The 19,654-nt window shown below is 42.8% G+C and carries 21 protein-coding genes; 11 read left to right on the top strand and 10 right to left on the bottom strand.

The window, feature by feature from the left end:
- Positions 1 to 44 precede the first annotated feature (44 nt).
- The 6 genes from FTV31_RS02215 to FTV31_RS02190 all read right to left on the bottom strand — a co-directional run bounded on the left by FTV31_RS02215 (position 45) and on the right by FTV31_RS02190 (position 4,606).
- On the bottom strand, positions 45 to 332 hold the full coding sequence (locus FTV31_RS02215; protein ID WP_004783267.1) for a PA4642 family protein: 288 nt from the start codon (positions 330 to 332) through the stop codon (positions 45 to 47).
- A gap of 245 nt (positions 333 to 577) precedes the next feature.
- Complete coding sequence (gene minE / locus FTV31_RS02210; RefSeq protein WP_004783265.1) at positions 578 to 850, bottom strand: cell division topological specificity factor MinE; 273 nt, start codon at positions 848 to 850, stop codon at positions 578 to 580.
- 2 nt (positions 851 to 852) lie between these two features.
- The gene (gene minD, locus FTV31_RS02205; protein WP_159124476.1) at positions 853 to 1,665 is read right to left on the bottom strand and encodes a septum site-determining protein MinD; all 813 of its coding nucleotides are present in this window, start codon (positions 1,663 to 1,665) and stop codon (positions 853 to 855) included.
- 64 nt (positions 1,666 to 1,729) lie between these two features.
- Positions 1,730 to 2,440 (bottom strand): septum site-determining protein MinC, encoded by a 711-nt coding sequence (gene minC / locus FTV31_RS02200; protein ID WP_180012842.1) that lies wholly within the window; start codon positions 2,438 to 2,440, stop codon positions 1,730 to 1,732.
- A 157-nt stretch (positions 2,441 to 2,597) separates the two neighbouring features.
- Positions 2,598 to 3,662, bottom strand: a complete 1,065-nt coding sequence (locus FTV31_RS02195; RefSeq protein WP_180012841.1) for a preprotein translocase subunit SecA — start codon at positions 3,660 to 3,662, stop codon at positions 2,598 to 2,600.
- Positions 3,663 to 3,679: 17 nt separating this feature from the next.
- On the bottom strand, positions 3,680 to 4,606 hold the full coding sequence (locus tag FTV31_RS02190; protein WP_180012840.1) for an acyltransferase: 927 nt from the start codon (positions 4,604 to 4,606) through the stop codon (positions 3,680 to 3,682).
- 253 nt (positions 4,607 to 4,859) lie between these two features.
- On the opposite strand from FTV31_RS02190, the gene FTV31_RS02185 reads away from it, so the two are divergent.
- The 9 genes from FTV31_RS02185 to FTV31_RS02145 all read left to right on the top strand — a co-directional run bounded on the left by FTV31_RS02185 (position 4,860) and on the right by FTV31_RS02145 (position 14,396).
- Positions 4,860 to 5,513, top strand: a complete 654-nt coding sequence (locus tag FTV31_RS02185; protein WP_159124472.1) for an OmpA family protein — start codon at positions 4,860 to 4,862, stop codon at positions 5,511 to 5,513.
- Positions 5,514 to 5,648: 135 nt separating this feature from the next.
- Positions 5,649 to 7,688, top strand: a complete 2,040-nt coding sequence (gene rep, locus FTV31_RS02180; RefSeq protein ID WP_159124471.1) for a DNA helicase Rep — start codon at positions 5,649 to 5,651, stop codon at positions 7,686 to 7,688.
- 65 nt (positions 7,689 to 7,753) lie between these two features.
- Positions 7,754 to 8,206 (top strand): dUTP diphosphatase, encoded by a 453-nt coding sequence (gene dut, locus FTV31_RS02175; RefSeq protein WP_004783254.1) that lies wholly within the window; start codon positions 7,754 to 7,756, stop codon positions 8,204 to 8,206.
- Between the two features lie 417 nt (positions 8,207 to 8,623).
- Positions 8,624 to 10,042 carry a phosphomannomutase/phosphoglucomutase gene (locus FTV31_RS02170; RefSeq protein WP_180012839.1) on the top strand — a complete coding sequence of 473 codons (1,419 nt, stop codon included), beginning with the start codon at positions 8,624 to 8,626 and terminating at the stop codon, positions 10,040 to 10,042.
- 10 nt (positions 10,043 to 10,052) lie between these two features.
- A complete protein-coding gene (gene argB, locus FTV31_RS02165; protein ID WP_159123314.1) occupies positions 10,053 to 10,961 on the top strand; it encodes an acetylglutamate kinase in 909 nt (302 codons plus the stop codon).
- Positions 10,962 to 11,229: 268 nt separating this feature from the next.
- A complete protein-coding gene (locus FTV31_RS02160; RefSeq protein ID WP_166137974.1) occupies positions 11,230 to 12,078 on the top strand; it encodes a class II glutamine amidotransferase in 849 nt (282 codons plus the stop codon).
- Between the two features lie 294 nt (positions 12,079 to 12,372).
- Positions 12,373 to 12,828: a bacteriohemerythrin gene (locus tag FTV31_RS02155; protein ID WP_004783243.1), complete on the top strand. Its 456-nt coding sequence runs from the start codon at positions 12,373 to 12,375 to the stop codon at positions 12,826 to 12,828.
- Positions 12,829 to 12,987: 159 nt separating this feature from the next.
- Positions 12,988 to 14,067 (top strand): hypothetical protein, encoded by a 1,080-nt coding sequence (locus FTV31_RS02150; protein ID WP_180012838.1) that lies wholly within the window; start codon positions 12,988 to 12,990, stop codon positions 14,065 to 14,067.
- Positions 14,067 to 14,396: an RnfH family protein gene (locus tag FTV31_RS02145; RefSeq protein WP_180012837.1), complete on the top strand. Its 330-nt coding sequence runs from the start codon at positions 14,067 to 14,069 to the stop codon at positions 14,394 to 14,396. The genes FTV31_RS02150 and FTV31_RS02145 overlap by 1 nt, the downstream gene beginning before the upstream one ends.
- A gap of 103 nt (positions 14,397 to 14,499) precedes the next feature.
- Here the strand turns inward: FTV31_RS02145 and FTV31_RS02140 are convergent, their stop codons facing one another.
- The gene (locus tag FTV31_RS02140) at positions 14,500 to 14,898 is read right to left on the bottom strand and encodes an outer membrane protein assembly factor BamE (RefSeq protein ID WP_004783238.1); all 399 of its coding nucleotides are present in this window, start codon (positions 14,896 to 14,898) and stop codon (positions 14,500 to 14,502) included.
- Positions 14,899 to 15,010: 112 nt separating this feature from the next.
- Between FTV31_RS02140 and fur the strand changes: the two genes are divergently transcribed.
- Positions 15,011 to 15,448 (top strand): ferric iron uptake transcriptional regulator, encoded by a 438-nt coding sequence (gene fur, locus FTV31_RS02135; RefSeq protein WP_004783237.1) that lies wholly within the window; start codon positions 15,011 to 15,013, stop codon positions 15,446 to 15,448.
- Between the two features lie 67 nt (positions 15,449 to 15,515).
- On the opposite strand, the gene FTV31_RS02130 is transcribed toward fur, so the two are convergent.
- Both FTV31_RS02130 and FTV31_RS02125 read right to left on the bottom strand, forming a co-directional pair.
- Entirely contained in the window at positions 15,516 to 16,637 is a 1,122-nt protein-coding gene (locus FTV31_RS02130; RefSeq protein WP_004783234.1) for a PilT/PilU family type 4a pilus ATPase, read from the bottom strand.
- A 27-nt stretch (positions 16,638 to 16,664) separates the two neighbouring features.
- Positions 16,665 to 17,702: a type IV pilus twitching motility protein PilT gene (locus FTV31_RS02125; protein WP_180012836.1), complete on the bottom strand. Its 1,038-nt coding sequence runs from the start codon at positions 17,700 to 17,702 to the stop codon at positions 16,665 to 16,667.
- Between the two features lie 123 nt (positions 17,703 to 17,825).
- On the opposite strand from FTV31_RS02125, the gene FTV31_RS02120 reads away from it, so the two are divergent.
- Positions 17,826 to 18,515: a YggS family pyridoxal phosphate-dependent enzyme gene (locus FTV31_RS02120; protein WP_180012835.1), complete on the top strand. Its 690-nt coding sequence runs from the start codon at positions 17,826 to 17,828 to the stop codon at positions 18,513 to 18,515.
- 31 nt (positions 18,516 to 18,546) lie between these two features.
- On the opposite strand, the gene FTV31_RS02115 is transcribed toward FTV31_RS02120, so the two are convergent.
- Positions 18,547 to 19,653, bottom strand: a complete 1,107-nt coding sequence (locus FTV31_RS02115; protein ID WP_180012834.1) for an acyltransferase — start codon at positions 19,651 to 19,653, stop codon at positions 18,547 to 18,549.
- Position 19,654: the final 1 nt, after the last annotated feature.

Raw genomic sequence — 19,654 nt, 5'->3', positions numbered from 1 at the left:
TTAAAAAAAGCCTGCTTTAAGCAGGCTTTTTTATGCATTTTGACTTATGCAAATTTTTCTAATACTGCCAAGAACTCGGCACTTTGACGCGGATAAGTGGCAATCACGTCATGAATGCGCTGTCCTTCCGGATTGGTGGCGTTAAGATCGCGACCGTCTGCGACAAATTTGGTTAGCAGGCGCTCATAGTCAAAAGGACGCATATGCTTAAATGCATGATAAAGCACATGGAAATCTGCATTGACGCCTGCAGGAGGAAGCTGATTCAGGTAGGCATATACACGCTCATCTGACCATTCTTCGTTAAAGGTCGCTGGTTGAGATAATGCCATCGCAATCTCCTTGATGTAATTCTTCGGCATGAAAAAAGGCAAAATATGAGTTCGCAAGAGGCAAAGTCTTATCATGCACTTTGCCCATTCGAAGTATCACTTCACGTTTTGAGACTAGGTAAAATAGTAATTACTATCAAGTCAACGCGAAGCCAAACTTCTTGTCTTGCGTCTCAACAAAGCGGCGCTTTGTTGAGGCTCATATTTTGCCTTGAATCAATTTACTTGACTAATCAAAATTCAGATTATCGCTCTTCAGGTAAATTGATATTCATTTCAAGCATTTCAATATTTGCTTCAGAACGTACCTGCATCTGAATGTGCTGTTCATCAACTCCGCGGACGTAGCGATTGACCACTTGCATGATTTCTGTCTTCATCTGGTCAATTTTATCCTGACTCAAACGGCGCCCTAAACCCTGTTCAGAAGCAACAATGACTTTCAAACGGTCTTTTGCGGTTTGTGCGCTTGATGGTTTATCCTCGCTACTAAAAAGTTTACTCCAGAATCCAGCCATGTTTACGCTCCAAATAATCGTGCTAACCAGCCCTTAGGTTTTACTTCGATATGACGGTAAGGACGCTCTTCACCTAGGAAACGTGCTACAAGGTCATCATAAGCCTGACCTGCGGCAGATTCGGTAAAGTGAATCACTGGTTTACCTTCATTCGATGCCTGTAGAACGCTTGGACACTCAGGAATAACACCTAAGGTTGGAACACGTAAAATATCTTTAGAAATATCGTCAATCGTTAACATTTCCTGTTTATCGGCACGTTCCGGATTGAAACGGGTAATACACAGGTGTTTACGGATGCGACCTTCGTTTTGTTCTACTTTTTTAGTTTTACTGTCTAGCATGCCAATGATGCGGTCAGAGTCACGTACTGAAGAAATTTCAGGGTTAGTCACAATGATGGCTTCATCTGCATGGTACATGGCTAAAATGGCACCACGTTCAATACCTGCAGGTGAGTCACAGATGATATAATCAAATTCTTGTGAAAGCTCATCCATTACACGTTCTACGCCTTCATCAGTTAAAGCATCTTTATCACGTGTTTGTGAAGCAGGTAAAATATATAAATTTTCAATATCTTTATCGCGAATCAGTGCTTGTTGTAATCGTGCTTCGTTATTGAGAACATTTACAAAATCATATACTACACGGCGTTCACAGCCCATAATCAAATCAAGGTTACGCAAGCCTACATCAAAATCAATTACCACAGTTTTGTGGCCACGTAGGGCTAAACCTGTTGCAAAAGATGCACTTGTTGTAGTCTTACCTACGCCACCTTTGCCTGATGTTACGACAACAATTTTCGCCACCGAATCCACTCCTGTTATGGTTCAAATCCCCTATAAAATGGGGTTTTTGGTGTTTATTTATACATTAAAATTGTAGAGCTTCAAATACAAGCTCTTGTTGATCATTCAAGTAAATATGCACGGGTTTTTTCACAACATTCGGTGGAATGTCGTCGGCCACACAGTAAGTACCTGCAATAGAAATCAGTTCGGCCTCCAGCGCATGGCAGAAAATACGCGCTGCAGTATTGCCACCCGCACCTGCAATCACACGGCCACGCGCGCTGCCATAAATATGGATATTGCCTGAAGCAATCACTTCTGAACCACTGTTTATTCCGGCCGTAATAATAATGTCACCCTGATTCTGCACAATGCATTGGCCGGTGCGCAGAATTTCATCATGATAAGAGGTCACATGCGCAACAATCGGTGCAGCATCAGCTTTTTCATCATCAGCAGTAGATTCAGGTTTGACTTCTACGACCTGTTCTTTGGTTGCTTTAATTTCCTGCAACTGACGGTCAGGTGGCAGAACAGGGAACTGAATCGCACGAGCCTGATCCCCCAGAATCCCTTCAGTTACCGCCATAGGCTGAACTTCGAGATCAATCAGTAACTGGATCAGGGCAATCAGTTCCTGGTCGACTGAACTTTCAATCACCGCCAATGTGCCTGGCGGAAAAGCCGCTTGTAATTTTGGTTTCAGTTGCTGGCGGATTGCATCATGATCATTGGTATCGAGGCTAATGCGTAGCGCATTGACCATTCTGCCTTTTATCCGTATGTCAGCCATAATTTTTCCTTAATACTTCTGACTTGCTGTTTTATGTCGAAGCGATGTTGTAAATAGTGCAAATCCTAGAACAAATTTCGTTAATTCTCTAGCGATCCAAGTTATTTTTTTATACGAATAGAATCCACTTATCTTAGCCGATTCCACAAATGAAAACTTATCTATCGATTGAGCCCTGATTTTGTTCGTGTTCTTCTAAAATCTGTTGCCACTGTTTTACTTTGACCTGTTTTTGAATGGCTTCAAGTGTCTCAAAAACAGCCGATTCGACCAATTTATCAATATGTGGATTATGTTCAATCTGAATCTGGCTAATCTTATCTGAAATCATGGCAAAAGTCGGGTTTTCTTGTGATCCGTTATGTGTAAAAGGATCGATCAGACCTTGGGTGATATTTTCTCCCAGACGTTGACCAATACTCTGGATCTGACGTTCCAGCCGCCCGCCTACAATGGGAATCAGACGCAGAAGCTGGGTGAGTTCAGGTGTATCTTCAATGGCCTGATTGACGACTTGCCCGACATTTTTTGAAATCATGAAGCGCTGTGCCTGTAATTCCTTGCCCAAAGACTCTTGCAAGATATCTGCCAAAGCAACAGCCAGTAATTTACGGTGATGTTCCACCAAATCATCAATTAATTGTTTATGTGATGTGCTGGTGCTGAGTTCACGTTTAATGCCATCCAGTACCGTCAATACTACACGGCTCGAAAGTTCTTCCATCAGCAGGTTATAGTAGAAATTGCCCCGTCTATACCAGCTTGCCGGTATGACTTTGTATCCATGGCTATGCAGGTTGTAGCCAATCGCGACTGCACGTAACAAACGCAGAAAACGTAGCTGTGGGATGATGGATAAAATTTCATACCAGTGCACAAAGGGAAAGAACCACCAGCGGGCATGGTGGCGCATAACAATGGCAATGAACCAGCGAACGATGAGTTCAATAATCAGGAAGGTGGTAAACCATCCCTCGGTAATCATTACCCAGGGACGTAATTCACTTTTATAAAACTGTAAGACATCAGGCAGACGAATAAAGTCAAACAACCAGTGCCCAAAATCGCTCATCAGAATAGCATTGGCACAGAGACAGAACAAATTGATGATGATGACAACCATCATGAAAATGTCGTAAATCAGTGCAATTTTCCAGCCCCAAGTACCTTTGCGAATAAACTTAAATGAGCTGGACACGAGGTCCGGGTTGTCGTTCTTCATAGTCTCTCTGGCAAATGTCAGGCAGAAGCAGAAATCAGATTCTGCTGCATTTGCTCAATTAATTGGTCTTTTTCAGTCCAGATCTGGTCTACCCATTGCTGGAAACGTGCACGGTAATCTGCATCATCTTCATAATTGCCGCCGAGTACCCAATCCGGAATGTCAATTTTTCTTAAGTTCACGGCAATACGCGGAACTTCGCCTAACCAGAATTCCCCATAACCTGGCACACCGTCAGGATAAACAATAGTCATATCCACCAGTGCATCAATTTTGTCTCCCAGAATATTCAGTGCCAGCGCGAGACCGCCCGCCTTAGGCTTCAACAAATGCTTATAAGGCGATTTTTGCTGTTCATGCTTTTCTGGGGTAAAGCGTGTGCCTTCCAGATAATTCAGCAAGGTAAATGGCTGGCTAACCAGTTGTTCACATGCCTTACGTGCTTCTTCCATATCCCGATATTTCAGGGAAGGGTTTTTGGCAATCTGTTCCTTGCTATGCCGTTTCATCATCGGGAAGCCCAGAATTTTAAAGGCTTGACCTACAAATGGAATAAAAATTAGTTCCCATTTTGTAAAAAAGCGGGTGAGAGGCATACGCGTTAAACCGAAATACTGGTTTACCGTGGTATCCACCCAGCTCTGATGATTACAGGTCATTAAATAACGCCCCTGCATGTTCAGATCCAGAGATTCGTCAATACTGATTTGCCATTTGGTATTTTTCAGGACATTGTCAATCAGCCAGTTATTTACGCCCAACCAGCTATTGGTAATCTTGATATTGGTTTCATCAATCTTAGAAGATTTCTTAAAAAGTTTGGTCAGCCCCAAAGCCAGTACGGGTGGTCCATGAAAAAAAGTACTGCCAGTCATGACAGATGTCACCGTGAGGCCACGGGTAAGTTTTTTTAAAGTCGTTTGTTGCTTGCTTTTAGATGACATATAAAAACAGTTCCAGAGAATAATCGTCTAAATTTCATCACATTTTGAACAATATAGAGGGAGTTGAGCGAATAGAAAAGTCCGATCGTTAAACTATGAAGAAACTATGATGAAATTCAGGAAATTGGTTACACATAAACATTACAAAATATTACTAAAAGATTTATTATTAACAAAAATTCAATGGTTATCCCATTATTTTTAAATCATTATCTGACCTAAGATACAAATTACACTACAAAGGAGGCATGCAATGCGTGCACTATTAATTTCAGCAGCTGTAGCAGGGGCAGTAGCACTTACAGGTTGTCAAACTACTGGCAATAACCTGGGTGGTGTTGAGTACGACAAAACAGCTTTGGGTACAGTAATTGGTGCTGCTGCAGGTTATGGTATTTCTAAAAGTAATGCCAATACTAGCCGTCAAAACAACCGTGCAGCTGCAATTGGTGCAGTACTTGGTGGTGCAGCGGGTGTTTACCTTGACAATAAAGAGAAAAAATTACGTCAGGCTACTGCGGGTACAGGCGTAGACGTTAACCGTAATCCAGATGGTTCAATCAACCTGGTAATGCCTGGTGCGATTACATTTGACACTAACAAGTCAAACATCAAACCAAACTTCTATGCAACATTGAATAAAGTTGCCCAAGTTCTGACTGAAGACAGCCAAAGCGGTATCTTGGTAACTGGTTATACAGACAGCACTGGTAATGACTCAATCAACATTCCATTGTCTCAAGCACGTGCACAATCTGTTGCGAACTACCTTGCTGGTCAAGGCGTAGCACGTACTCGTATTAATGCACAAGGTCTTGGTTCAGCGAACCCGATCGCAGACAACTCAACTGCGGCTGGTAAAGAACAAAACCGTCGTGTTGAAATTGCAGTATATGCCGTTCAGTAATCACTGATTTTGCAGAAAAACCACCTTCGGGTGGTTTTTTTATGTCTGAAAGATGACGCAGGAAAATGAATTTTCAATTAGGCATCTGGGCATGAGATGACTATAATCGGAGCCGAATCTAGAAGAGGAAGCCATATGTCACTCGCCAGTCAGTTAAATGACAAGCAACTTGAAGCCATGAAATATACTCAAGGACCCTTGTTAGTACTTGCCGGAGCGGGTTCAGGCAAGACCTCGGTAATTACAAGAAAAATCGCGTATTTGGTCAAGCATTGCGGGATTCCGGCCCACCGGATCACGGCAATGACCTTTACCAACAAGGCGGCACGTGAGATGAAAGAGCGTGTCACCAAATTGCTGACCCGAGAAGAAGCCAAAGGCCTTTCAGTTTCAACCTTCCATACTTTTGGTCTGAACCTGCTGCGTTTAGAGCTCAAACACACACCGCTAAAAAATAATTTCTCGATTCTGGATGCCGATGACTGTAAGCGGATTCTGATGGATCTGATGCATCGCGATAATCTTTCAGGTGCAGAAAGCAAAGAATTGATCGCCAAAGCCATGAAGATGATTTCGGACTGGAAAAACGACCTGATTCCGCCAGAGCAGGCACATACCACCTGTGAAACCCCGGAAGACGTTCAGTTCGCGCATTTATACCAGCTCTATGAGCGAAATCTGCGTGCCTACAACGCTGTCGACTTTGATGATCTAATTGTCATGCCAACGCGTCTGTTACAGGAAAATGCTGAAGTCCGGGATAAGTGGCAGAACCGCGTGCGTTATTTGCTGGTCGATGAATATCAGGATACCAATACGGCACAGTATATTCTGGTGAAATTACTGGTCGGGGTCATGGGCCAGTTCACTGCGGTAGGGGATGATGATCAGTCGATTTATGCCTGGCGTGGTGCCAAGCCAGAAAATATGGCACTGTTACAACAGGATTTCCCGAATCTGAAAGTGATCAAGCTGGAACAGAACTATCGTTCCACTAGCCGTATTCTGAAAGCTGCCAATACCGTGATTGGCAACAACCCGCATATCTTTGATAAAAAGCTCTGGTCAGATAAAGGTCACGGTGAAGTGATTCGGGTCATCACTTGTCGTAATGATGATGATGAAGCAGAACGCGTAGTGAAAGACCTGATCACGCATAAGCTGATGAATGGTAAAAACTGGAAAGATTATGCGATTCTGTATCGTGGTAATTTCCAGGCCCGTATTCTGGAAACCCAGCTGCGCCAGATGCAGATTCCTTACAAGCTCTCTGGCGGTCAGTCTTTCTTTGCGCGTGCAGAGATTAAGGACATTATGAGTTACCTGCGTCTGATCATTAACCCGGAAGATGACAGCGCTTTCCTGCGGATTATTAACACACCGAAACGTGCCATTGGCCCGGTGACGCTGGAAAAACTCGGTCTGTTTGCCCAGGAAAATAATCTGTCTCTACTGTCAGCAGCAGGTGATCAACGTCTGACCATGGTCATTCCAAAGAAAGCAACGACACAACTGGCAGAATTCTCAGATTTCATCAATAACTTTACCCGTAACTTGCTGGAAGATGATGAGCCCGTACCGATTATCCGCCAGATGATGGTGGAAGCCGGCTATATTGACTATATCAAGGAATCCGCAGCGACACCGGCACAGGAAAAAACCAAACTCGATAATATTGAAGTGCTCTATAGCAGTATTCAGAGCCTGATTAATCGTGCAGAAGATGTTGATGAGAAAAATATCGAAAGTGTTATTCGTAAGATGGTGCTTCTCGATATGCTGGAACAGCAGCAGGAAGAGGAAGATACCGATAAGGTAAACTTGCTGACTTTGCATGCATCCAAGGGTCTGGAATTTCCTTATGTCTACTTAATTGGACTGGAAGAAGAAATTCTGCCGCATAAAAACTCGATTGCTGCGGAAACAGTCGAGGAAGAACGGCGTTTAATGTACGTGGGGATTACCCGTGCGCGTCAGGGCTTGACTATTACCTTGGCTGAGCAACGTAAGGCGGGGGGACAGATGAAACAGATGACCCCAAGCCGCTTCCTGGATGAGCTGCCAGAAGATGAACTGGAGTGGTTAGGCCGCAAGAAAAAACTTGCAGGCAATATTGATCCAAAACAGCAGGCTCAGCATTATCTGGATAATTTACGTGCCTTGATTAAACGGTAAAAGTAACAGAACACTACGATTTTGATTCTTTAAATTTTTTGATATTAAACAACAGGAATAAATACATGAAAGTTCAAGTGAAAGTCCTTGATTCACGTCTGGGTCAGGAATGGCCATTGCCCACTTATGCCACAACTGGCTCAGCAGGACTCGATCTTCGTGCATGTGTCAACGAAACGACTGTGATTGAACCAGGTCAAACAGTTTTGGTGAAAACTGGTTTGGCAATTTATATTGAAGATCCAGCATTTGCTGGCTTGATCTTGCCACGTTCTGGTTTAGGTCATAAACACGGCATCGTATTAGGTAACCTGGTTGGCTTGATCGATTCAGATTACCAAGGCGAGCTGATGGTTTCTGTATGGAACCGCAGTCAGACGGCATTTAGCCTGGAACCTGGTGAGCGTTTGGCTCAGTATGTATTAGTGCCAGTGGTACAGGCCGAGTTTGATCTGGTGAATGAGTTTGAAGCAACCGAGCGTGGCGCGGGCGGTTTCGGTCATACTGGTAAAAACTAAAATTAAAGGATGACTTAACTTGGATGTTCTGGGTTAAGTCATCTTTTTTGTAGTTTTAATCATAAAAATAATAAAAAAATGACAGAGCTATTTAATAAACTTTATTCTTGAATTTTATTTTAATGAAAAATATTTAAATAAATTTTAGGATCATTTAAGTAGAAAAATAAAATCATTTAAAATTTAAGAAAATAGGTGATAAATAATAAAAGAAGTCATTTTTAGTTGGGTTTATTTATTTGACTAGTTATACAAATTAAATACATAAAAGATTAATAATTATACTTTTATAATTGATTGTCACATTCAATTCATATAAAAATACAGAGTCTTAAAACTAAAACAAATGTTTAAAGTCATGATGATTGCTTAATCATTATTTTATCTCCTTATATTCAATAGTGAAAAGAACAGTTTATGGGATCCATGAATCAACCCTTTCCGGCTCACATTTTTCGTGCCTACGATATCCGGGGTAAAGTCAGTTTACTCAGTACAGGTGTGATTGATGCTATTGCGCATGGTCTGGCTCAGCAATATCAAGCTGCGGGACAGACTCGGGTTGCGATTGGCTATGATGCCCGAATCAGCAGTCCGGCTTTTGCTGAAACCATTCGCCGTATTTTTCAGGACTATGCTATTGAAGCCGTCATTATCGGCTGTTGTTCCAGTCCGATGCTGTACTACACAGCGCGTCAGTTTGATGGCAATGGTGTGATGGTAACGGCCAGCCATAATCCTAAAGAAGATAATGGAATTAAATGGATTATTGCAGGGGAGCCGCCTTGTCCCGAGATGATTCAGCAGGTCGCACAAAAAGCAAAACTTCATGTGAATAGTTCTTTATCGTGCCTGAATGATTTGCCTCACCAAATTATTCCCGAATTTTGTCTGCAATATCAGCAGGAAATGCTTGAAGATATTCAGCTGAAGCGTCCTTTTAAAGTGGTGCTGGATGGTCTGAACGGTTCGGCAGGACGCTGCGCCAACTTGGTACTGCAAAAACTAGGTTGTGAAGTTACCGCCTTACGTTGTGAAGCCAATGGGCATTTTCCGGATCATGCGCCTGATCCTTCTCAGGAAGCACATTTACAAACCTTGCGTCAGGTTATCATGCAACAGCAGGCGGATCTGGGTATTGCCCTAGATGGTGATGGGGACCGGTTGGTATTGGTGGATGAGCAGGGTGTCATTATTAGTGCTGATCAGCTTCTCTGTTTATTCGCAGAAATTTGTATGACTGGCACAGAAGCATGTCAGTTTGTTTATGATGTTAAATGTTCAACCCTGATTCGCGATACAGTTCAACGCCTAGGCGGAAAACCGGTGATGATTCGTACTGGCAGCTCATTCCTGCGAAAATACCTGGCACAGTCTCAGCATCAGGCCATTTTTGGTGGTGAATATGCCGGGCATTATGTTTTTAATGACGGACGTGGCTGGGGCTATGATGACGGTCTTTATGCAGCGCTTCGGGTCATGGAATATCTGGATCAGAAAAGTATGACTTTAAGTAAGGCCTTGCGCGCTTATCCAAAACGTCATGGGACTGAAGACTTATATATTTCCACTCATCAGGTGCAGCCTGTTGAGCTTTTAAACTTTGTTGAGCAGCAATCTACGCAATTAAATGCACAAATCAGTAAAATTGACGGGATACGTCTTGATTTTGATGATGGTTTTGGCATCATTCGAGCATCCAATACGGGTGAATATTTCACGGTGCGCTTTGATGCCAATGATGCACAAGGCCTGAATGAAATTCGACATCTGTTTGTATCCATGTTGCGTGACCGTTATCCACAGATCGCTCAAGACATTTTAGATGCTCAATAAGGAGAGGCGAATGCCAAATCAGCATACAGGCATCGACAAAGCACAAATTTTGACTGAAGCTTTGCCGTATATCCAACGCTTTGCGGGTAAAACCCTGGTGGTAAAATACGGTGGCAACGCGATGACGGATCCTGAGCTAGAAAGCTCTTTTGCACGTGACATCGTTTTATTAAAAACAGTCGGTTTAAATCCGATTGTGGTACACGGCGGTGGTCCACAAGTCGATTCTATGCTGAAACAGCTAGGTCGTGAATCTGACCGTATTGATGGTATGCGCGTGACAGATCCGGCAACCATGGAAGTGGTCGAGATGGTTCTGGGCGGTAGCGTAAACAAATCAATTGTGAACCTGATCAACAAACATGGTGGCCGTGCAATTGGTCTAACCGGTAAAGATGGCAACTTGCTGCGTGCCAAAAAGCTATTAATGGAAAAGACGGCTGAAGACGGTTCAATCCAAAAAGTGGACCTGGGTATGGTGGGTGAAGTCGTTGGCGTGAAAACTGACGTACTGGAAATGTTTACCAACAGTGACTTCATTCCGGTGATTGCGCCGCTCGGTGTCGATGAAGAAGGCAACACCTATAATATCAATGCGGATCTGGTTGCGGGTAAAGTGGCCGAAGCCTTAGGGGCAGAAAAGCTGATTTTGCTGACCAATATTACCGGTGTGCTGGACGAAAATAAAAATCTGCTGACCGGTTTAACGACTCAGGAAGTTGATCGTCTGATCGAAACAGGTGTGATCTATGGCGGCATGATTCCTAAAGTCGGCTGTGCGCTTGATGCAGTAAAAGGCGGCGTGATCAGTGCACATATCGTGGATGGTCGTGTACCACATGCGAGCCTGTTAGAAATCTTTACTGATCATGGTGTGGGAACTTTAATTACTAACCGTTCTAATCCACATCGTCCATAAAGATAAATTGAATATCAAAGAGTCTCACTTGAGGCTCTTTTTTATTTCTTTTATTTTAAGATTTTGATTACTAGAAATATGAAAGTTAAATCTAAAGTATTCATTTTTAAGCTGAGCTTTAAAGCTTAAACTCCTTTTGCTAAATTAAATATAAAAAAATAGTTTATTAGCATTTTTAGCGCATAGCATTGCAATGATCGAGATTTGAAAAGGTCCAGCCTGTGATGCACAATAACCTTAAGAACACTCTGTGACCTGAATGAAGATTATGTGCCAGCTACTTGGAATGAATTGTGCGACACCAACAGATATTACCTTTTCATTTCGAGGTTTTTCTCAGCGGGCGGGGATTACCTCAGATCATTCTGATGGTTTTGGGATTGCTTTCTTTGAGGATAAGGCTTGCCGGTTATTTGTTGATAATCAGTCAGCTGTTGAATCACCGATTGCAGAATTGGTGCGTAATTATCCGATCAAATCCCGTAATGTAATTGCACATATCCGTAAAGCGACACAAGGCAAAATTAATCTGGAAAATTCGCATCCGTTTAGTCGTGAATTATGGGGACGACAATGGATCTTTGCCCATAATGGTGATTTAAAAGATTTTTTACCTGAGCTTTCTGGACGTTTTACGCCAGTCGGTAACACTGACAGTGAGCGCGCTTTCTGTTATTTGCTGGATCAGCTGGTGAAACATTTTGGTTATGATGAACCGAAGCTGGATCAGGTTTTTGATTTGTTGGCCGAGATTTCTCCATCCATTGCAGAGCATGGCACTTTTAATTTCTGTCTGTCCAATGGTCAGGCTTTATTTACCTATGCAACGACTAAACTGCATTGGCTGGTTCGTGAATATCCATTTAAGCCAGCCCAACTGATTGATATCGAAGTTGAAGTTGATTTTAGCCAAGTCACCACGCCTGAAGATCGGGTCGCTGTGATTACCACAGAGCCGCTAACGCAGAATGAAGAATGGACAGCATTTCAGGAAGGTGAAATGATTTTGTTCAGAGATGGAGCCAAATATCGTTCCCAATTGACACATGTCGCCCGTCTGGAAAGAGAACGTTTGGATCCTTCGCTTAAAAGAGTGACTAAAGCAGATTTATATTAAATCTGGTTAAAATTCGATATTAAAAAACAGGACATCGCTCCTGTTTTTTTGAATTTGATATTTATTTTATAGTGAAATCATTAAAATAAATAAACCATGAAATATAAAATCGATCAAAAAATACTTTATTCTTGTAGTCGGGTTTAAAATATAATTGATTGGATAAACAATGATTTACATTAATTAAGTAGAAAATAAACTGAAAACCAACCGATTTACTTGATTTTTATTTAAATCAATTAGATATATGATCTTTTTCAAGCGATAAATCATTAATATCAATAGGTGGTCGTAATGAAAATGAAATGGGTTCCAGATTATAATACTGGTATCGATGTGATTGACGATCAGCACAAACGAATTCTCGATTATATCAATGAGATTGATGGAATTGATGCCAATACCGATCGTGCTCGTATTAAACAGATTCTAGAAAATATTATTGATTATACCCAGTCTCATTTTACCTTTGAAGAATCACTTCAGGAAGAAGCGGGTTATAAATATCGTGTGCCACATAAACGTGTGCATGACCTGTTTATTAAAAAGATTGAATCTTATCGTGACCGTTTTGAATTGGGACAATCTATTGAAGCGGAATTACATGAAGTATTATCTAAATGGCTGATCAATCATATTCAGCACGATGATGCGGATTATGTCGGTGCAGTAAAAGAAAATATGATGGGAATCATTAAAGATAAAGAAAAGAAAAAGGGTAAAAACTGGTTTGCCCGTTTCTTCTCATAACTCGATTGTTCTTAAAATAAAGACAAATCGGAAAAATAAAAAATAAAGCTTAATAATAAATTTGCGCAGCAAATCACGGGCATGGTGGTTTGCTTTTTTGTTTTTGATTTTCATCGCCTCACAAGGCAAAATAGCGCTAGATTTTTATAGGAATACATCATGCAGGACAATGCTATGTCAAAATGGTTATCGCCTCTGATGGCTTTCTGTTTATCCTTTCTTATTATTGCGACACTCGCACCGATAACAGGTATTCAGATTGACCGTCAGCTTGATTTCTGGATGTTGTGGTTAGCGACCATGCTAATACTGGCCCTTCCAGTCTGTTATCTGGAAATTGCTCTGGCGAAACGCTCAAAAACCACTTCATTACAGGCATTGTCGAGCCTTACCCGTGAAGCTGATAGTTCTCAGCGCTGGCGGATCGTCGGCTGGCTGGCGGTTGTATTTATCCCATTCCTTGCGGGTGCGATGCTCAATCATGCTTCTAATGTGATTGCAGTTACTAATTTCGATGTTCAGCAGCCAGTGATTTTTGCGGTGCTGGCAATTGCTGCATTTGTCTTATCGCTGGTGCCACGTTTAATTCTGGTTGGGATTACCACGATCGGCGTACTTGCATCTTTGATTATGGCGAATGTGATGGGAACTGAATTACCGGCTTGGCAGATAACACCCGTCCAATTCGTAGAGTGGGGCAATGCCACTGTATTGGCTTTGGTAGCGAGTGGTCTAGGTATGGGGCTGTATTGGCAATCAAGTCTGGCTGTCGTAAAACAGCAGGATGTTGCGACTAAAACAGCCTTACCGATTTGGGTGGCGCAGCTATTAGCGATCATCGCCTTTGGTTTCTTTGCAGTAAAAGCTGAAATCCCTGCATTTGCTTTAATCGCAGCCATTGTCGCAGCCGCTGCTTTGCTTATGCAAATGGCACGTGAGCAATTACAGCAACGTCAAATGAATATTATCATTCAGTGGGCGATTGTGATCGCTGCTACTTTAGTGTGGTTAATTCCAAATGTTGCTCCGGTTTTCAATAATCTGCTGATTCTTTGGGGACTGGTGATCAGTCTGATTTATGCCTTGTTTGCTGGCTGGATCATGAAAATCAGTCATTTGCGTAAATCGATGAACTTCAGCTCAGAAGCGGTGTATAACATCTGGCGTATCGCAGTACGTATTGTCTTACCAGTTTCAATTATTCTGGCCATTGTTGCTGTAGTAGGACAATTTTTCTGATGACTGAGGCAATGATCTGGGTGGCCTATGCTACCCTGGAACAACAGTTTCATATTGCCGTACCTTTCCAGCCCGGCATGACTGCATTGGATGCAATTGAGCAAAGTGGCATCCGTGCACAGGTGGAATTGCCTGAACCTCTGAGTCTGGGTATTTTTGGCGTTAAGCTACAGGATCATACCCAGCCATTGGCAGTAGGGGATCGGGTAGAGATTTATCGTGCTTTAACCATTAATCCCAAGGATATTCGCCGTAAACGCGCTGAAAAGAATCCGGTGGGCCGTTATGCCAAAGGTAACCGTTTCAAGCAAAATAAACGTTCCGATTAGGGGAATGTGGCTTTATTGAACAGATGGTCTGATTATTTGATAAATCAATCTATTTAATTAAAAAAACCCCTGATCATACAGGGGTTTTTTTATGCAAAAGCGATTATAGTGGTGGGGCATTTAAGATCGCTTCTTTGGAACCTGGTAAACCTGGCTGAGATTCTGGAATGGTTTCTAGACCTTCAATACGCTCTACGATACCAGACTGATTAAAGTAAATTTTTAGATGCTGGCCTTGGGCTGCTGGGATCTTGGCTTTTTTAGCATAGGTTCCTGGGGTATAGTTGTAGATGTAGTCCCAGCGTAGCGGATTGAGCGGATCAGATACTGTTGGACTACCGAGCAGGAAACGCACCTGTTGGTGGCTCATTCCTACCTGAATTTTAGAGGCTTGTGCTTGAGTTAAAGGTGTTCCTTGAGGAATATCAACTTTGTACACACCTAATGTCGAACAGCCGACAAGCAATGAAGTGACGAATAACGTCAGCATGATTTTTTGCATTTTGCTACACTATCCCAAATTAATTATGATGCATTTGATCCAAGGATAGATCATACTGCATCTAAACTTTGTTGCCTATTCCAACTTTGATTTTGTTGAGAGACCTTTTTACATGCCTATTTCAAACCAAGATTTACGAAAAGCTGGACTGAAAGTTACCCTTCCACGAATTAAAATATTAGAACTATTAGAAAACTCTAGACGGCATCACCTTAGCGCTGAAGACATTTATAAGACTTTACTCGAACAAGGGGAAGATGTGGGTCTTGCAACTGTGTATCGTGTGTTAACACAATTTGAGGCAGCAGGGATTATCGAGCGTCATAATTTTGAAAATAATCACTCAGTTTTTGAAATTATGCAGGAAGATCACCATGATCACTTGGTTTGTCAAAATTGCAACAAAGTCGTTGAATTTACAAATGATGTGATTGAACATGAACAGCACGAAGTTGCGAAGAAATTTGGTTTTGCATTGACTGGACATTCACTTAATCTTTACGGTTATTGTGACGCGCCTGAATGTCAGGAAGCTTACCGTAAGAAATAATTTAGCTTTAGGCTGAAATAAAAACAGGCTTTATTAAAAGCCTGTTTTTTTTATGCTTGGAAAATGATCAGGTTTGACCATCAAAAGTAATATTGGAATGCGCACGTAATAAATGCTCGCCACCTTCTTCTGACAGTTTGATTTGCAGACGCAGGTCGTTTGGTGAGTCGGCGTGTTTTAGTGCATCTTTATAGCTAATCTGCTTGGCCTTATATAGGTCATATAATGCCTGGTCGAAGGTTTGCATGCCCAGTTCACGTGAACGCTTCATCAGATCCTTGATCTCATGCACATCACCTTTACGGATCAGATCCGCAATCAATGGCGAATTGATCAGGATTTCAATCGCTGCACGGCGGCCATTACCATCGATAGTTGGAATTAGCTGCTGTGCCACAATGGCTTTCATGTTTAGGGACAGATCCATAAACAGCTGGCTGTGACGGTCGGCTTCGAAGAAGTGAATGATACGGTCGATGGCCTGGTTGGCGTTGTTGGCGTGCAGGGTCGCAAAAACCAGGTGACCGGTTTCCGCAAAGGCAATTGCATAGTCCATGGTTTCACGAGAACGGATCTCACCGATCAGAATCACATCTGGTGCCTGACGCAGGGTGTTTTTCAATGCGACTTCAAAGGAGTCAGTATCGATACCGACTTCGCGCTGAGTAATGATACAACCCTTATGCTGGTGCACAAATTCGATCGGGTCTTCAATAGTAATGATATGACCTTTGGAATTTTCATTACGGTAACCAATCAAAGAGGCGAGGGAAGTCGATTTACCAGTACCGGTTGCACCCACAAAAATAATGATTCCGCGTTTGGTCATTGCCAGTTCTTTTAGAATGGGCGGTAACTTCAGCTCATCCATGGTCGGAATGACGGTTTCAATACGGCGCAGTACCATGCCTGGCTGATCGCGTTGCTGGAATGCGCTGACACGGAAACGTGCTGATTTGTCCGGGTTGCTGATGGCGAAGTTACATTCGCGTGTGTCGGCAAATTCCTTGCGCTGCTTCTCGGTCATGATTGAGTTAAGTAACTGCCCCACAGCCGCGCCCGGTAATTTCACCGAGCCAATCGGTACAATCTGACCGTTAATTTTGATAGAGGGTTCAACGTCGGCTGTAATGAACAGATCCGAGGCCTTTTTCTCTACCATGTAGTTGAGTAAGCCGTTAAAGTCCATGATAAAACCCCAAAAAATTAATTATTTTTATAAGAATGATTCAGGCTGTTTTGCTGCAGTACGGGCGACTTGCGGACTGATAATACCTCTCGATACCAGCGTTTTCAGGCTTTGATCCAGTGTGGTCATGCCATAGTTGGCACCTGTTTGAATCGCAGAGTACATCTGTGCCACTTTGTTTTCACGGATCAGGTTACGGATCGCCGGAATACCAATCATGATTTCGTGTGCAGCCACACGACCACCCCCATTTTTCTTCAACAGGGTTTGTGAAATAACAGCTTGCAGCGATTCAGACAACATGGCACGAACCATGTCTTTTTCTTCAGCAGGGAATACGTCAATCACACGGTCAATAGTTTTTGCCGCTGAGGTGGTATGCAGGGTACCGAAGACCAAGTGACCGGTTTCCGCAGCAGTGAGTGCCAGACGGATGGTTTCAAGGTCACGCATCTCACCGACCAGAATAATATCCGGGTCTTCACGTAATGCAGAACGTAATGCTTCATTAAATCCATGCGTGTCACGATGCACTTCACGCTGGTTGATCAGACATTTTTTCGATTGGTGTACAAATTCGATTGGATCTTCGACGGTCAGGATATGGTCATAGCGGTTATCATTGATATAGTCCAGCATTGCCGCCAGCGTCGTTGATTTACCCGAACCGGTTGGTCCTGTTACCAGTACAATACCACGTGGATATTCGCAGATATCTTTAAAGATCTGACCCATGCCTAGATCTTCAATGGTCAGTACTTTAGATGGAATGGTACGGAATACTGCGCCTGCACCGCGGTTCTGGTTAAATGCGTTCACACGGAAACGGGCCACACCTGGAACTTCAAAAGAGAAGTCAGTTTCCAGATTTTCTTCATAATCACGGCGTTGCTTGTCGTTCATGATGTCGTACACCAGTTTGTGTACTTCTTTATGTTCCAGTGCAGGCAGGTTAATGCGACGTACTTCCCCGTCCACACGAATCATGGGTGGCAAACCTGCTGATAAGTGTAAATCCGACGCACCATTTTTAGCAGAAAAGGCTAACAGTTCTGTAATATCCATAAGGTCCCCGAGTTCATTAAAATGTTATTTATTTTGCTAGAATAATAAGGCTTTCCCACAGCTTAACCAACACTTAGTTGATGAGCAAGGGAAAAAAATCCGCACGAAATGAGAACCCCATCAATGAATATGCTGCAACAGTCACGAAATCAGGTTTTAACTCAGATCCAGTCCGCCTGTGCTCTGGCGGGGCGTGAGCCGGATTCGGTGCAACTTCTGGCCGTCTCCAAAACCCAGCCTAGTCCTGTGCTGACAGAAATGTATCAGGCTGGTCAGCGTGCCTTTGGTGAAAACTATTTACAGGAAGCCCTGGAAAAAATCACGGCACTCAAAGACCTGGATATTGAGTGGCATTTTATCGGTCATGTGCAGCGCAACAAAACCAAACATCTGGCAGAAAATTTTGCCTGGGTGCATGGGGTAGATCGCCTGATTATTGCTGAACGTTTATCTAATCAGCGTAGTGATTCTCAAGCTGCACTTAATATCTGTCTGCAAGTCAATATTGATGGGCAGGATACTAAGGACGGTTGTCAGCCTGAGGAAGTGGCCGATCTAGTAGCACAGATCAGTCAATTACCGAATTTGCGCTTACGTGGTTTGATGGTGATTCCTGCGCCAGATAATACCCAAGCCTTTGCGGATGCCAAAGCCTTGTTCGAAGAGGTCAAAAGCCAACATGCAAAACCTGAAGACTGGGATACTTTAAGTATGGGAATGTCTGCCGACATGACTGAGGCGATTGCAGCAGGTTCTACCATGGTACGTGTGGGAACTGCCTTGTTTGGCGCACGTCCTAAAAAAGCGGACTGATTTGTACTGACAATTGAGTTTTGGGAAAGCGTTATTGCAGAGTAGTTGATAACGCTTTTTTTCTTTGGGGTTCCAGCCATTGGGCCATAAGCCAGGCAAAGAAAATTAAGCTGCACATGCTCATAAATAAGGATAAAACGGCACCCTCAAGACCATGATCAAGCGTTGCAGGAAAGCAGCCTAGAATAAAAAGCAGTAAAGGGAAATGAGTGACATAAAGTGTATAGGAGAAATTTGCAGACTGAGGCCAAACTGGTTGATATTGGCTTTGTTGATGTTGCAGCTGCACAATCCAGCAGACAAAGGCGAGCCCCATACACAGGTTAAACGGCACAAAATAATTTACACGATATAAGTCAGCCTGTTCAATGACATGAAACTGGTAAGCATCCGCACAGGCAATCATAAATGCCAGACCAAATAGGCCCAATTTAATGGGTTGTAGTCGACTTAAAAAACGCAGCTGGATCTGCCGGAATGAATTGGCAAAGGCAACTAGCCAGAGCAGGAAATAAAACAGAAACTGATAGTTCAGTAGAGAAAGCCCTAGAAGCAAGATAAAAAAGCCGATTTTAGCGATTCCAGAATCTTTTAAAAAAGGAAGAAATCCGGCCAGTACATAAAACCAGACTTCAAAGCTCAGGCTCCAGAGCGGTGCATTGGCAGATACCGTCGGTGTAATAAAGCCGTTTAGAAAGAATAAAGAACCTAAAAAATCCTGAGTATCAATGTTATATGCAGTCCGAATCATCATGCCAAAACTGTTCTGGAACTCATGGCTATGTGAAGCAAAAAATGTAGGTGCTAATGCATATAGAATCAGACTGAAAGCGGATGCAAACAGAAACGGCGGTAAAATACGGCGATAACGCTGCCGTATATACTGCCGCAGATTAAAATTTTCATGTTTCTGGAAGTTGTTCTGGATCGAAGTCCCGATTAAATAGCCACTGAGCACAAAAAAGATCATCACAGCAGCCTGGCCTAATAGACGTACCCAGGAATATAGGCTCAGATCAAAAGGTGCGATAAAAGCCTGAAAACTATGACTGAATAGCACCACAATGGCACTGATACCCCGTAAGCTCTCAAGTTGTAAGCTGAAATAGGGCGAGAGCTTGTTCGGGATAGAGTTCATG

Source organism: Acinetobacter sp. YH16031, assembly GCF_013417335.1.
Classification (GTDB): domain Bacteria; phylum Pseudomonadota; class Gammaproteobacteria; order Pseudomonadales; family Moraxellaceae; genus Acinetobacter.
The sequence above is the reverse complement of the archived record's forward strand: the minus strand, read 5'-3'. Positions and strand labels throughout refer to the sequence as shown.